Source organism: Vibrio sp. 1978, assembly GCF_033344345.1.
Map to the genome: position 1 here is coordinate 1 of NZ_JAWPOP010000959.1, position 530 is coordinate 530.

At 43.8% G+C, this 530-nt stretch carries 2 protein-coding genes; both read right to left on the reverse strand.

What is annotated here, in order from left to right:
- The coding region (locus tag R8N49_RS30085) for a DUF2750 domain-containing protein (RefSeq protein ID WP_318190819.1) at positions 1-195 on the reverse strand (195 nt) is incomplete at its 3' end.
- 150 nt (positions 196-345) lie between these two features.
- The coding region (locus R8N49_RS30090) for a hypothetical protein (RefSeq protein ID WP_318190820.1) at positions 346-530 on the reverse strand (185 nt) is incomplete at its 5' end.

The following is a 530-nucleotide window of genomic DNA, read 5'->3' on the forward strand; positions in this document are numbered from 1 at the left end:
ACCAATTGCGACCCGACTTGCGTATGCTCTATCTGACCAAAAAACATAAACTGATGCGTCTGGATACTGATTCGAATTACAAACTGCCCAACCACCATCAGGATGCTGAAGTCCCCAAACAGTTCGATTTTCGATTACTCTGTCGATAAATCTTATGTAATTGGAACTTGATGTAGCTTTATCTTGGAGCATCATTTTTCCTCTAAGCAGCTAACGCCGCGTTAAGGGGCGCAGGCACGCACTACAAAAGCTACCGCACAGTGCCGTAACCACCAAACCCAACGCAAACCAAAAATGCCACGCGTGCCAAGTCCCTCTTGAACGCTTTGTTAGCTGCGTTCTCAATTAAAAGTACTGACTCACAAAATTTAAGTAACCTTGACGACCAAGCTGCTTTGTCCATTTAGGGATTGATTTTTGGATTATCTTTAAGCCCTCCAGTAGGTCATTGTTGCTTAGTTCTGAGTTGACAGACGAAATCTCATTTATTGCCACGTCCAAAGCCGAAAAATCATGCACATCCAACCCAT